General features: G+C 68.5%; 12 protein-coding genes and 1 pseudogene. 5 read left to right on the top strand and 8 right to left on the bottom strand.

Going from position 1 to position 12,753, the window contains the following annotated elements; genetic code table 11:
• Positions 1-24 precede the first annotated feature (24 nt).
• Complete coding sequence (locus ACFY0K_RS29935; RefSeq protein WP_390642432.1) at positions 25-1,245, top strand: NAD(P)/FAD-dependent oxidoreductase; 1,221 nt, start codon at positions 25-27, stop codon at positions 1,243-1,245.
• 48 nt (positions 1,246-1,293) lie between these two features.
• On the opposite strand, the pseudogene ACFY0K_RS29930 reads toward ACFY0K_RS29935, so the two are convergent.
• A pseudogene (locus ACFY0K_RS29930) lies at positions 1,294-1,494 on the bottom strand (antibiotic biosynthesis monooxygenase family protein); the annotation flags it as partial.
• Positions 1,495-1,516: 22 nt separating this feature from the next.
• On the opposite strand from ACFY0K_RS29930, the gene ACFY0K_RS29925 reads away from it, so the two are divergent.
• Positions 1,517-3,154: a recombinase family protein gene (locus ACFY0K_RS29925; protein WP_390642431.1), complete on the top strand. Its 1,638-nt coding sequence runs from the start codon at positions 1,517-1,519 to the stop codon at positions 3,152-3,154.
• A gap of 89 nt (positions 3,155-3,243) precedes the next feature.
• On the top strand, positions 3,244-3,846 hold the full coding sequence (locus tag ACFY0K_RS29920) for a hypothetical protein (protein WP_390642430.1): 603 nt from the start codon (positions 3,244-3,246) through the stop codon (positions 3,844-3,846).
• Between the two features lie 151 nt (positions 3,847-3,997).
• On the opposite strand, the gene ACFY0K_RS29915 is transcribed toward ACFY0K_RS29920, so the two are convergent.
• The 4 genes from ACFY0K_RS29915 to ACFY0K_RS29900 form a co-directional block, all read right to left on the bottom strand.
• The gene (locus ACFY0K_RS29915; protein WP_390642729.1) at positions 3,998-5,362 is read right to left on the bottom strand and encodes a replication initiator; all 1,365 of its coding nucleotides are present in this window, start codon (positions 5,360-5,362) and stop codon (positions 3,998-4,000) included.
• A 298-nt stretch (positions 5,363-5,660) separates the two neighbouring features.
• A complete protein-coding gene (locus tag ACFY0K_RS29910; RefSeq protein ID WP_189264543.1) occupies positions 5,661-5,858 on the bottom strand; it encodes a hypothetical protein in 198 nt (65 codons plus the stop codon).
• A complete protein-coding gene (locus ACFY0K_RS29905) occupies positions 5,855-7,156 on the bottom strand; it encodes an FtsK/SpoIIIE domain-containing protein (RefSeq protein WP_390642429.1) in 1,302 nt (433 codons plus the stop codon). The genes ACFY0K_RS29910 and ACFY0K_RS29905 overlap by 4 nt, the downstream gene beginning before the upstream one ends.
• On the bottom strand, positions 7,156-7,503 hold the full coding sequence (locus ACFY0K_RS29900; RefSeq protein WP_390642428.1) for a hypothetical protein: 348 nt from the start codon (positions 7,501-7,503) through the stop codon (positions 7,156-7,158). Before ACFY0K_RS29900 ends, ACFY0K_RS29905 begins: the two co-directional genes overlap by 1 nt.
• Before the next feature lie 168 nt (positions 7,504-7,671).
• Here ACFY0K_RS29900 and ACFY0K_RS29895 point away from each other — a divergent pair, with 168 nt between their 5' ends.
• Positions 7,672-8,451 carry a GntR family transcriptional regulator gene (locus ACFY0K_RS29895; protein ID WP_390642427.1) on the top strand — a complete coding sequence of 260 codons (780 nt, stop codon included), beginning with the start codon at positions 7,672-7,674 and terminating at the stop codon, positions 8,449-8,451.
• A gap of 407 nt (positions 8,452-8,858) precedes the next feature.
• On the opposite strand, the gene ACFY0K_RS29890 is transcribed toward ACFY0K_RS29895, so the two are convergent.
• Both ACFY0K_RS29890 and ACFY0K_RS29885 read right to left on the bottom strand, forming a co-directional pair.
• Positions 8,859-9,155 (bottom strand): hypothetical protein, encoded by a 297-nt coding sequence (locus tag ACFY0K_RS29890; protein WP_390642426.1) that lies wholly within the window; start codon positions 9,153-9,155, stop codon positions 8,859-8,861.
• 320 nt (positions 9,156-9,475) lie between these two features.
• Positions 9,476-10,033 carry an ATP-binding protein gene (locus ACFY0K_RS29885; protein ID WP_390642425.1) on the bottom strand — a complete coding sequence of 186 codons (558 nt, stop codon included), beginning with the start codon at positions 10,031-10,033 and terminating at the stop codon, positions 9,476-9,478.
• Positions 10,034-10,240: 207 nt separating this feature from the next.
• Here ACFY0K_RS29885 and ACFY0K_RS29880 point away from each other — a divergent pair, with 207 nt between their 5' ends.
• Positions 10,241-11,617 carry a sporulation protein gene (locus tag ACFY0K_RS29880; protein ID WP_390642424.1) on the top strand — a complete coding sequence of 459 codons (1,377 nt, stop codon included), beginning with the start codon at positions 10,241-10,243 and terminating at the stop codon, positions 11,615-11,617.
• A gap of 3 nt (positions 11,618-11,620) precedes the next feature.
• On the opposite strand, the gene ACFY0K_RS29875 is transcribed toward ACFY0K_RS29880, so the two are convergent.
• Positions 11,621-12,535 (bottom strand): phosphotransferase enzyme family protein, encoded by a 915-nt coding sequence (locus tag ACFY0K_RS29875; protein WP_390642728.1) that lies wholly within the window; start codon positions 12,533-12,535, stop codon positions 11,621-11,623.
• Between the last annotated feature and the right edge of the window lie 218 nt (positions 12,536-12,753).

Genomic DNA, 12,753 nt, shown 5'->3' with positions numbered 1-12,753 from the left:
AACCTGGATGACAGGAGTACGGACATGCAGCACCGCATCGTCGTCCTCGGCGCCGGATACGCCGGAGCCGTCGCCGCCGGCCGTCTCGCCCGCCGGCTGCGCCGTGAGGACGTCGCGATCACCCTCGTCAACGCCGAACCCGACTTCGTCGAGCGCGTCCGGATGCACCAGCTCGCGACCGGCCAGGAGCTGCGGCCCCGGCCCTTCGCCGAGATGTTCGCCGGGACCGGAGTGCGGCTGCGGCTCGCGAGGGTCACGGCCGTGGACGTCGACCGCGGGACGGTCACGACACTCCCCACCGCCGGGGAGACACGGGAGCCGGAGGAACTGGAGTACGACACCCTCGTGTACGCCCTGGGAAGCACCTGGAACGACCAGGGCGTCCCCGGAGCCGCCGAGCACGCCGACGAGATCGCGAGCCGCCCCGGAGCGCTCCGGCTGCGCCGGCGCCTCGCCGCGCTCCCGGCCGGACAGCCGGTGCTCGTGGTCGGCGGCGGACTGACCGGTCTGGAGGCCGTGACCGAGATCGCCGAGGCCCGCCCGGACCTCGACGTCGCGCTCGCCGCCCGCGGCGCCCTCGGCGACTGGCTCTCGCCGAAGGGCCGCCGCCACCTGCGGAAGGTCGTCGACGGGCTCGGCGTCACCGTGCACGAGCACACCGACGTCACCGCCGTGGCACCCGGCCACGTGACCACGGCCGACGGCGGGTCGGTCCCGGCCGCGGTCACCGTGTGGACCACCGGCTTCGCCGTCCACCCGATCGCGCGGGCCACCGCCCTGGAGGTCACCGGCGCCGGCCGGATCGTCGTCGACCGGACCATGCGCTCGGTCTCGCACCCGGACGTGTACGCCGTCGGCGACGCGGCCCAGGCGACGGGTCCGGCCGGCAACCCGCTGCGCATGTCCTGCGCCTCGGGCCTCCCGATGGCCTGGCAGGCCGCCGACGCCATCGCGGCCCGCCTGACCGGCGGAAAGCTCCCCAACATGCCGCTGCGCTACTTCAACCAGTGCGTCTCGCTGGGCCGCAGGCAGGGCCTGGTCCAGTACGTCACGGCCGACGACCGCGCCGTACAGGCGGCTCTGACAGGCCGCGCCGCCGCCCGCTACAAGGAACTCATCTGCAAGGGCGCTGCCTGGGCCGTGTCCCACCCGATGCTCGGCCTCCCGTCCCGCCGCCGCCCCCTCGTAGCGGCCCCGGCCCGTGCGGCCGCACCCCTCCCGACCACCCCCGGGAAGGCCGCCTGACCCACTCACCGCGCCGGTGCCCACGGGGGGCACCGGCCACCGGCCTCGTCAGCCCTTCGGCCCCGCGGACTGCACCACCTCGAACGACCACAGCGTGGACCCGGAAGCCGCCGGCTTCGGCCGCTCACCTTCCGCACCCCCCTGGTGCGCGGCCTTCATCGGCCCCTCCATCCACGCCTGAAAGGACTCCTCGTCCTTCCACCGCGTGTACACCAGATACTGGTCGGTCCCCTCGACCGGGCACAGGATGTGCGGATGTACCTTACTAACCATGAGCGAAGATGACTTGGTCTCTCGCGCACAGTGGGGGAACTTAGAGAACCAGAACTGGGCAGTTCTAGTCCGCCTCTCCACGGACGAGGACGACGACGAGCCCGCCGGCGAACCGTCCGAGAGCGGCGGTCAACGGCGCGGCCCCATGACCGGCCGCGACATCAAGAGCACCAAGGAGCAGGAGCGCGACGGCCGGGACTACATAGCCCGCCACGGCGGCACCTGCGTGCACATCTACTACGAGCCCGACACCTCGGCGTGGCGCAAGAAGCGCGTCCGCCTGCCGGACGGCCGAGTGGTCTATCGAGTAGTCCGCCCCGTCTTTGAAGGCGCGTTGGAAGACCTCAAGTCCGGCCGGACGCCCGACGGCCAGAGCCTTGATGGCCTGATCGTCTACGACATCGACCGCCTGACACGCGACAACCGGCACCTTGAAGACGCCATCGACGTGGTGGAGCGTCACCGTCGGCCCATCATCGACATCAACGGCAGCCTTGACCTCCTCACGGAGAACGGGCGCGCCACGGCTCGTGTGGTCGTGGCGATGAGCAACAAGCAGTCCGCCGACACGGCAAGGCGCGTGCGGCGTAAGCACCGAGCATTGGAACGCGAGGGCATCCCGACAGGGGGAGCGCGGCCGTTCGGCTGGCTGGACGACAAGCGGACCCTGCACCCGACGGAATCGAAGCTCCTGCGGGAAGCGGCACTTGGCATCCTCGGTGGTGCTCCGGTACGTGCCTACCCAGTCCGCTGGAACGAGACCGGGGTGACGACGCCGCGCGGAAGCACGTGGAATCCCACCAAGCTCAAGATGGTGCTGCGTAATCCGCGCGTCTGCGGGATCCGATCACGCAAGGTACGCATGCTCAACCCCGACACGGGAACCGAGAACGAACGCTGGGAGATCGTCTACGGGGACGATGGCGAACCGGTACGCGGGCAGTGGGAGAGGATCATCCCTGTCGAGCAGTGGGAAGCCCTGCTCGAAGTCATCGGCGAGAACATGCAGCCCGGCAATGGGCACAACTCCCGCAAGTACCTATTGACCGGAACTCTGCGCTGCGACAAGGACGAGTGCGGCGCTCCCCATCGGGCGATGAAGGCGCCGAAGAGCGCCAACAAGCCCGAAGGGTTCTTCTACTACATGTGCCCAGACAAGGGGCAGGGCGGGTGCGGAGGCGGTACGAGGATCCCCGGTCCTGAGACGGACAAGGCGGTTACGGAACTTGTGATCGCCAAGTACGAGGAGGAGGCGGCAGCTCGACAGGCCGAGGCCGCACCGCAGGATTGGGACGGAGAGGAGGCACTCGCGCGCGTCCGTGAGGACATCGAGGAGGCCAAGGAAGCCCGCAGAGAGCGCCTGCTCACCAAGGAACGCTACTTTGCCATGCTCCAGGAACTCACGGCTCAGGAACGGCGGTTGACCCGAGACCGAAACCGGTGGATCAAGCAGCAGTCCGCCGTGCACGGAAAGCCGGTCGACCTGCGCGCGGAGTGGGAGGGGCTCACTCTGCCGGAACAGCGGGCGTATGTGGAACAGACGCTCACAGCGGTACTGGTCAGCCCGGCAATCGGACGGCGCAAACCAGTCCAGACGAGGTTGACCCCGCTCTTCCGGACGGAGGACGACGCCTAGCTCAGGCTAGTCCTCCAGTACGCAATGATCCCGCAAAGATCATTGACGTCAGGCTGCGGTCACTGTGCTATCGAGGCGATGAGGAGGAGATGTTGAACACCACTATTCGCCACGGCGCCGTTCTCGCCGCCACCGCCGGCGTCATCAGTGCGCTCGCCGCCCATGGTGCCGCAGCTGCCGCTCGGCCCGAGGAGACCGCCACCGGGTACAACTGCCGGTACGGAGCGGTGTCGGTCTCGGACGTGGCCGGATCGGTTGTACCCACCGCGCGCAAGCCCGGCGTTGCGCTCTACGCCACGCTCCGGCTCCACAACACCGAGAACACGGCGCTCACCAAGGCCTCATATGTCTTCGCCATCGGCGACCTCATGAAGAACCGGGGCCCCGCGCCCCATGTTCAGTGGCGTGTCGGCAAGGGCTCTTGGCACGCGATGGCGCTGCACTGGAACAGCAAGACCAACGGCACGCTGCCCCTGTGGAACTCCCAGGCTTTGGCCGTGGGCACGATCCCCTCGCGTGGCACCGTCACCACGGAGATCTCCGTGTCCTTCCCCAAGAAGTCCATCAAGGCTTCCTACTACGACTCCCTCGACGTGCACAGCGGCGCTTGCGGCAAAACCCGCCTGGACTGGTACACCGGCAACGGCTTCGAATACTGGCCGTGGAAGGGGACCCCGGGCAAGCCCGCCTAGGCCTCCGGCGCGGACGGAGTAGGACCCAGGCGGCGGCTAGTGACGTCCAGCCGAAGCGTGACGTTCACCCGCCGCCACTTCCGCTCGGACCAGCGGGGCGCATTGCGCGCGTGCTCCCGTGCCCATTCTCGTAACTCTTGATTCGGGTCGTTCACCAGGCCGCACCCCCGTCGGCGATACGCACCTCAGTAAGTGCAATCTCCCGGTTGAGGATGATGTCGGAGGCGATGCCAGCCGCTATCAGCGCAGCGCCCGGGGTGTGGCCGGAGCCGACGTAGCGCCATTGGCGTTCAGTGATCACATCGGGCACTTCGAGATGGCCCATGTGGTGGGCGCGTTCGGCGCGGAGGGCCGCGTAGGTGGTCGAGTAGGCGCGGGACTTGGTGAGGATGTGGCCGCGGTAGCCGAGGGTGTGAGCCCATTCCCGGAGGCGGAGGGTCGCGTACTCGGGGAGGCCGCCGAGGTGCCAGCAGGCCCGCATGAGGGTGCGGACGTGTCCGCTGACGGGTGCCGACTCGATGTCCGCCCAGGTGGTGAGTGGGTGGTCGACGCCGGCGCCTGTCTCGTTGGCTCCCTTGGTGACGTATTTGGCGACGTACGCGGCCACCGCGTCATCGTCGGGGCCGTCGCCGTTCGTACTAAGAGGCCGAGCGTCGACCTGGACGCCCCAGCGCAGTGCCAGCTCTCCCACCGCCGCGCTGTATGGAGTGTGGACCAGGACCCGCCGCGCGGAGGCACGCACGGCGTCCGCCAGTAGCTCAGTGGAGGCCCAGGCCGGGGGGTCGTCGTTGGCCCCGTTCGGCCCGTCAAGGCGGACAACAGCGTGGACGTGAACGGCCGCCCGCTTCTGATACTCGGCTACGCGGGCGAAGGACAGCCGGGTGTGGTCGGCGAAGCGGGACTGTACGAGGCCGACCGAGGAGGCCAGGCGCCGCCGGACATCGATGACGAACCGGTCCCACAGCTTGGAGGCGTGCGCGTGCCACAGCACGTGGCCGGTGTAGTCGTAGCAGTCGGGGCACAGCGGTTGGCCGACGACCGGGGCATCCGGGGTGTGGACGGCGCCGCAGCCGAGGGATCGTCCGTGCGCGCAGGTGCCCCCGTCGCGGCGAGGACGGCAGGGTTCCCCGGCCCGGTGGACGGGGCCGAAGGACGGGGCCGTCAGGGTGATGAAGAGCCGGGGCCGGTGCCGGACAGTCGCGGGGACGTTCTTGCCGCCCAGCAGGCCCGCACGGACGAGGTGGAAGGTGTCTCCCGCGTGGAGTCGGGAGCAGGCGGGGCAGATGGTCGCGCGGCGGTTGCGGCAGCGGACGAGGAGGCGTTCCCCCGGTTCGGTGCGGGTGTCGTAGTGGTGGAGGATCTCGCCGGTTGTGCCGTCCAGGGTGGTGGTGGAGCCGGAGAGGTGGACGGGGTGGGAGCAGCCTCCGGTTGCGGTGATCTGCTCCAGCCAGCGCGGGAAATTCGGGTCTTGGGCGAGGCGTATGGCGTCGCGGTCGGTTTCGGGGAGCTGACGCAGGCGCGCCGCGCGGTCGAGGGCGGCGCGCCTGTCAGCCGGTGTGGACTCCGGGGTGATGGTGGTGGCCTTCCGGGGTGAGCCGCCGAGGCGGCGCGGTGGGTGGGTGGTGGTGCGCCGTTGTCCATGGGGTGGTCCCTTCGGTGGTCCGGTGGGTGGGGTTGTGGGTCAGCGGATGGTGCCGGTGCCCCGGCAGATGCGGCAGCGGCGCAGCCGTCCGGTCCAGGTCTTCCGTGCTCCGTCGCCCTTGCAGTACGGGCACCTCACGCGAGGCATGGGCATAGTCAGGTTCCCTTTCTGCTCAGTGGTGGGAGAAGCCGCTGATGAACCAGGTCACGAGTTCATGGACCGTGAGGCCCACGGGGGTCTGACCGACGTACAGGCCGAAGAGGCCGACGCACACGGCTTCCCACGGACGGACATCGCGGGAGCGGACGAGGAGAACGGTGATGATCCCGAAGATCACCGCGAACCCGTAGGCCGTACCTTCACTGATCACTTGCTCTCTCCTTCCACCACCGCGAGAGCGCGGCCGAGGGCGGGCAGTTGAGGGGTCAGCGCGCTGTACTTCCGGGCCGTCGACACGGCCTCTTCAGTTGAGGTGAGGTGGGAGCGGGCACGGCTCCAGCCGCCGTCCGGACCGGTGCACACGGCCACCCCGCGTTCCTCCGCCGTGATGGACTGGGCCACGGCCACGGCGTCCTTGTTCAGGTCGCCGAGCGTCATTTCCGCCGTGCCGGGATCGTTGACGCGGTGGCAGATCCGGCCACCGAGTTGAGCTCGCAGAGCGGTGACGCCGGGGCCGAGGTCGGAGCCGACGCGTTGCCCGGCGACGACCAGGTGCAGGCCGAGCGCGGCACCGAGCTGGGCCAGCCGGAGCAGGAGCGTGGAGCACTGCTCCGCCTCGGTCTTGCTCTCGCGGGTGCCGTCGGACAGGTAGAGCTCGGCGATCTCGTCGACGATCACGACGACGGGCACCGGGCGGAGCTTGTCGGGGAGCTCCCAGATCGAGCGGACGCCGGCCGACCGGCAGGCACTCATGCGCTCCCTCATGTCGGCCGCCAGCGCGAAGAGCACCGCGACCGCTTCGCTGCGGCAGGTGGCCAGCGCGCTGAGCCGGTCGGCGAACAGGCCGAGTTCCATGCCGCCCTTGCAGTCGATACCGACCAGGGCGACCCGCTGCGGAGCCAGCTGTGTGATCAGCCGGGCCAGGAGCGTGGACTTGCCGGAGCGGGTGGCCCCAGCGATCAGCCAATGCGGCACCAACCGCAGGTTCATCACCCAGGCGCCGCCGGACTCCAGGACACCGATCAGCGCGGAGAGGAGTTCGGTCGGTGCGGTGGCTAAGCCGGGCCGCTGGAGCGGATCCGTGGCCGTTGCCGTCAGCAGGACGAGCCCGCGTTCGGGCGAGGTGACCCGCACCGCATGGACCTTCCACGCGTGCACCAGGGCGTCGGCCGCCTTCATGTACGTCGCCGGAGTCTGCCCCGCGTGCAGGCGCACGGTCACCGTCAGGCCCATACGCGTGGCACGCGGGAACGAGGCGCGCGGTATGACCGGCCGCAGCGGATCACCCTTGACGACCAGGTCGCCGAGGAGCCCGCGGGGCGGGCGCCGGGACACGGACAGGTCGTTGAGCATCGCGACCTTGCGCCAGGTCGCCACCACTCGGAACGCGGTGGCCGGGTAGCCGGCGAGGTACCAGTGCCAGACGGGACGGTGCCGACGCACCAGGTCACCGATGACCAGCATCCAGGCCAGCGCGACGACGGCGAACGCGATCAGGATCAGCCCCATCACGCGTCACCGCCCTTGCTCTGCGCGGGGGTTCCGTGCACGGGCGTGATGGCGTCGGCGCGGAAGCTGAGCCCGTGCCGGTCGCCCATCGACCAGGCGAACGCGGTCAGCCCGGTGACCTTGACGATCTGCCCTTCCTCGATGCCTCGCGGCTGGCCGCTGACGGCGATCTCGATGACGGAGATCCGCCGCCCGTCCTGTCGCACGGTGACCGCCACGGTCCAGACCGGGTTGCCGTCCCGGTCCCTCTTTACCTCCTGTGTCTCGGAGTTAGTGATCTTCGCTTCCGGCGCGATGGCGCACCGCAGTACGCCGAGGCGCGCTGTGTCCACGGGAATGGACTGCATTTTGTTGGCCTCCCTGGCCCAGTCGAGACGTCAGACTCACTCTGACGTCACTTGTCCTAACGAGTTATGAGTGTGGAGTGCTATACGGCGAGTGCGCAAGTACTTATGCTGACGAGTGACGCCGCGCGTGCGACGTGCCTATGACCCCGACCCGCCGGAGATGCCCAGATGTCGGAGATCCAGCGCCCCGGAGCCCTCTACCAGCAGGTGGCCGCCGCGATCCGCGAAGCGATCCTGTCGGGCGAGTTCGCCCCCGACTCCCTGCTTCCGTCCGAAGCCCAGCTCATGACCCGCTACGGCGTCTCCCGCCCCACCGTCCGCAACGCCATCGCAGCCCTGCGGGCCGAAGGCCTGATCGACGTACGCCACGGCAAAGGCAGCTTCGTCCGTTCCGACGGCCAGCCGTCCATGACGATCGAGCGCCGGATCAGCCGCACGGCCGACGGCAAGTTCGTCATGCCCAACGGCGACGTCTGGCAGGAAGCCGAAGAACCCAGCACCTACCGCACGCACACCAACAGAGACACCGGCCGACTCCTCCAACTTGCTGAGGAAGAAGCACTCTTCGGCTGTGACCGGCTGCTCCTCGATCCCGCCACGGGCACGCGTGCCATGCACCGGACTCTGATCCCGTTCGCCGTCGCTGACATGGTTCCGGCACTCGCCGAGGACCCGTACAAGCGGTCGGGGGCCATCTACCGGCAGCTCACCGAGGACGGCCACAAGCTCACCTGGTCCGAGACCGTACGCGCCCGCATGCCCTTGCCCGACGAGCGGACCACGCTCCAGCTCCCCGACGCGACCCCCATCCTGCACCTGGCCCGCGTCACCCACGACACCGACGAGACGCCCTTGATCCTCGAAGAACTCCGCATCGGTGCCGACCGCGCCGAACTCGCCTACCGGATCACCGCCGACAAACAGCCCGCACCACGCACCCGGACCTGAGGGCCGACGAGGATCGGTCGAAACAGCCTTCACTTCCTCAAGGGCGCGCCTTCGGCGCGCCGGGGCGCCCGGCCGCCCCGGCCGGGCGTGCGGCGTGACCGCCGATCCCGTCCGGTCGCCCGACGCCCCACACCGCGTACCGCCCGAGGAAGCGAGGCGATGACCGGCCGTCTCAGGCCGGGGCCCACGGGGCTGGGGGTCGCCAGCCTCCGAGACTTTAGGCAGCTCCCATGGGGCGAGCCTCGAAGAACAGGGGGCCGATCGGGCTCTTGCGGGCAGGTCCAAGGACTGCCCGATCCGCTGGCGAGCGTAAGGCCCCCTGTTCACTCGCCCCATGGCAGCTACCGCCCAAAGTCTCTGCGGCCGGCGACGTGCCCACGCACACCACTCACCAGCGAGAAGACGCCTCACGCTGCACCACCGTCGCCATCCGCGCCCGCCTCCAGGAGGGCGGCGAGCCGCTGCACCGAGCTAGGCCAGCCCGCCAGCCGCACGACCCCGTGTCCGTCCTCGTTCGTCGAGGCCACAGTTCGCACGGCGGACAACTCGAAGCCCACGGCCAGGAGCGCCCGGTTCAGTCGATCGGCAGCCTCACGTGCCTCGCGCCACCCTGCGATGTAGTCGACGCCGGACACCCAGAGACCGGAGGCCGGTCCCGCTGAGTCGAGACCGTCGTTCAGCCAGTTGTCACCGGAGCCAGTCACGTTGCCCACCTCTGCCCTGATCTATGTAACGGATCATCAACTTCGTTGGACCAGGGCAGGAATGCAGCACGGCGGCCCCGGTACCATCAGGCACCGGGAACCGCCGTGTTCCCAGCCGGGCCACCCCTCGCTTTCCAGGGCTGATGGGGTGGCCCGGTCTCGGTATGAGGTTGTGAAGCGCGGCCCCTCCCACGAGGAGAGAAGATCAGGCCCGCAGGAGGGGTCGCACCTCTGGCCGGAGGGGTCGGGCTCCGGCCGGTTTCCGGGTTGCCGTCGCTCCCGATCGCGTGGGAGCAAGACGGACGGCGCCCCGGGGTCTGTCAGGCCGAGTTCTCGGCCCAGAGTCGATCGAGATCCAGGCGAGCCCACACGGTCTTGCCGCTGCCCTTGAGCCCCGGCGACCACCAGACCGCATCGGCCAGACGCTGAACGATCAACAGCCCGCGCCCCCTGTCCGGCACCAACGCCTCACGGAAGTCATCGGCCAGTTCCGGCGAGATGAACTCACCGGCCGGAAGGTCTGGCGGAGTCGAGTCCTCATCCGAGACGCCGATCCCCAGCAGTCCGGGCCAGTTGATGAGCCACACGTCGATCCGGCGTCTGGCATCGGGCTTGGACAAGCGGTCATCCGGCACCGCGTGGTGGACGACGTTGCCGACCAGCTCCGACACAACGAGCCGCGCGTCGTCGACTGCGTACGCCAGCCCCCAGGCCTGAAGGTAGGAGCCGGCCAGGTCACGCGCAGCCTTCACGCAGTCCCGGTCCTCCGCATAGACCTTCAACATCCGAGAGTGGCCGTTGCCCGCGTCGTGCATCGAGCGGCGCGGAGCGCCCGGTGCCGAGACGTTCGCTGTGTGTTTGCTCTGCTGCGCTTCCACGGCGTTCCCTCCCAAGCGCGGGCGAGCTTCGTAGCCCGCCGATCTGTGACGACCAGTGAACGGCGCAGGAGAATCAGTCGGGAGCGTTCACGAGGGGGTCCACATGAACACCGGCAAAGGCAAAGGGGGTTCACCAATGAACCCCCTTGGACGGGTCTGCTGTGACACGATGAACACTCGCCGTCATTCTCGGGTTGGCAGGGGAGCATGAGCCGAGAGCCAAACGCGCACTTAATCGGGGTCATGAGCGAGGCCCAGGTCTCGAACAAGGGCCTTGCGAAACGTATGACGGACGAGGCCGCCCGGCGCGGCATCGACCTGGGAACGACGCACATCGCCGTGAAGCGATGGCGAGACGGTGCCGGCATCAGGCCCGAGACGGCCGCACTCATGGCGGATGTTCTCTCCGCCAAACTCGGGCGCCGCGTCACCCCAGGGGATCTCGGCTTCTTCGACCACACCAAGCCGACGGCGCCCGAACCCATCGGCTACCCGAGCACCGTCCCGGACGTTCTTTCCATGCTCGATGGACTCGCTCAGGAACGCGCCGACGCCCCTGCCTCAGACCGGCTGGTCATCGCGGAAGCCGACCTGAGCTCCGCCGTCCTGTCATGGATGATCGCCCGCCCCGACGGCATCCAGGCCGACAGACCCGCCCAACAACGAGTAGGCATGCGCGACGTCCGCGCGATCAGAGACGCAGCCGACACCTTCATGGCCCTCGACTTCAAGTACGGCGGAGGCCATGGCCACAAGGCACTACGCCACTACTTCCGGCACGAAGTACTGCCCCTGCTGGACGCCAGCTACACGGAGAAGGTCGGCACGGCGCTCTTCGGCTCGGCCGCCGAGGTATCCCAGCTACTGGCATGGACTGCGTACGACGCCGGAAACCAGCGGCTCGCCCACCGCTACCTGACATCGACGCTCCGCCTGGCCCAGGTCATTGACGACCGCATGTTCGGCGCCCGCATCCTGGGCAACCTGAGCCACCAGGCCAACTACCTCGGTAACCACGCCCAAGCCATCCAACTGGCCCGCGCCGCCGTCGAGGGCGCCAAAGGACGTGCCACACCCCGCGCCATGGCGAACTACTCGGCCATGGAGGCTCGCGCACTGTCCAACGCAGGCGACCGCACAGCGGCCGGCCGGGCGATGAACGAAGCAGAACGCCACTTCGAGCACGCCGACACCGCCGAAGACCCCGCGTGGCTCGGCTACTTCGACGAAGCGGAACTCATGGGCGAACTCTGCCACTGCTTCCGTGACCTCAAGATGCGCCGGGAAGCCGTCGAACAGGCTCAACGCGCCGTAGACAGCACCGACCCCAAGTACGCCCGCACCCTGGGCTTCTGCCGCATGGTGCTCGCCCAGAGCCAGCTACTCAACGGCCAGTTGGAAGCCGCTGTCACCACCGCCAGCCTCGCAGTCGAGGCCGGCGACTCCCTCCAGTCCACCCGCTTCCAGCGCTACGTCACCGACTTCCAGAACGAAGTCAGCGTGCACGCCACGAACCCCACCGTGGCCGCCTTCAACGACACAGTCCACGATGCCCTCACCCGCCTGGACGAGGACGACGAGTAGCAGCTACCAAGGCCGCCAGTCCCGAGGCCCATCATCGTTCCGCAGCCCGGCTATCCGCCGACGGTACTCGGCCGCGGTTTCCTCGTCCTCCTGTACGTTCTGCATGAGCCAGGTCGTCATGCCGAACTCCTGGATACCCCGCAGAGTCTCGTAGCCGGGCCAGTCGTACAGGTCACGCCCGTACGCGGCCACAAACTCGGCGTACTGTTCGTCGGTCTGCCACCCAAGACTGTGATGCTCAACGGCCGTAACCATGAGATCCCACTCAGGGTGGTCGCAGCAGAAGGCCTCGAAGTCGATCAGGATCACACGCCCCTGATCGTCAACCATGAGGTTCTGCACATGCGCGTCACCATGCACGGGCCCCTTGGGAGTCTCGAACTTCAGCTCCGCGAACTTCTCCCGAAGCTCACGCCACCGCTTCCGCAGGAAGACCCGGTCGTCATCCGGGATCACAGCACGGTCGAGCCGTAGCTGTTGCTTGTCGAAGGGGTCGAACGACGGGAGCACGAGCCCTTCCGGCAGCGTCAGCGAGTGCAAGTCACGCAGCACACCACCCAACTCCCCGTACGTAGCCTTGCGGTCCCCCTCAACGATCAGATGCCAGAAGGTCACCGGGTGGCCGTCGATCAAGAACGGCTGCTCAAGGTCCTCGACGATACGAGCGGCAGAGAACCCTTCTTCCTCCAGCCACCGCGACACGGCCACCTCCACGCGGGACTTGGGCATCCATTCCTCGCCCCGCGCCACACGCACGATCACCGGCACAGAGCCCAGCCGGAACAGCGCGTTCTCCCCGAGACGGATCAACTCCGCGTCTCGGCTGTCGAGTCCCGCAGCCCGGCACGCGGCAGCCATCACCCGCGTTGCCCTAGCCGACGTGAACCCCTCATCCGTGCGAGCAGCGTCAACCGCCATGCCCCGTACCAGCTCCCCTAGTCGCGCGCGATCAACCAGCGCACGCCCACGGGTGACCAACCCGACGCGCACCGGACACACGTCGAGGACAGTACCCAGAGCAAGCCATCTCAGCGAGGGCCGGGGGAGTGTCTTTTTCTTTGTGTAAGCCCTGGTGCTGACGCTTCTTCTGTGTGGTGTGGCGGTGCTACTGGTTGTCGGTGACGCGGTCGCCGTAG

The organism is Streptomyces sp. NPDC001507, from assembly GCF_042894765.1.
Taxonomy (GTDB): Bacteria; Actinomycetota; Actinomycetes; order Streptomycetales; family Streptomycetaceae; genus Streptomyces.
The sequence above is the reverse complement of the archived record's forward strand: the minus strand, read 5'-3'. Positions and strand labels throughout refer to the sequence as shown.